This window comes from Pseudomonas sp. SWRI51 (assembly GCF_014268825.1).
Classification (GTDB): domain Bacteria; phylum Pseudomonadota; class Gammaproteobacteria; order Pseudomonadales; family Pseudomonadaceae; genus Aquipseudomonas; species Aquipseudomonas farsensis.
In genome coordinates this window covers 1-237 of sequence record NZ_JABWRG010000209.1, presented here as the reverse complement: position 1 = coordinate 237, position 237 = coordinate 1, and the positions used below count along the sequence as shown (strand labels likewise).

The 237-nt window shown below is 63.7% G+C and carries 1 protein-coding gene; it reads right to left on the bottom strand.

The window, feature by feature from the left end:
• Window positions 1-45: 45 nt before the first annotated feature.
• The coding region (locus HU720_RS24050) for a glutathione S-transferase C-terminal domain-containing protein (RefSeq protein ID WP_186523658.1) at window positions 46-237 on the bottom strand (192 nt) is incomplete at its 5' end.

Sequence of the window (237 nt, the reverse complement as noted above, 5' to 3'; positions counted from 1 at the left end):
CCGGACGGCTGGAAACAAGTCCGACCTGGCACAGAAAAGGTTGTTTCACCGAGCCATGACTGCCTTGAACAGGCTTGAGTCCAGCCATCCCTGCAACCAGCTCCGCACCCGCGGATAAGCCGCCTCGGCGAACCACTGAGGTTCGACCCCGGCGAACTGGCGCAGCAGTGGCAGCAACGCGGCATCGGCCAGGCTTGGGTGGTGTGCCTGCAGGAAAGGCCTGTTCTCGAGCAGGCC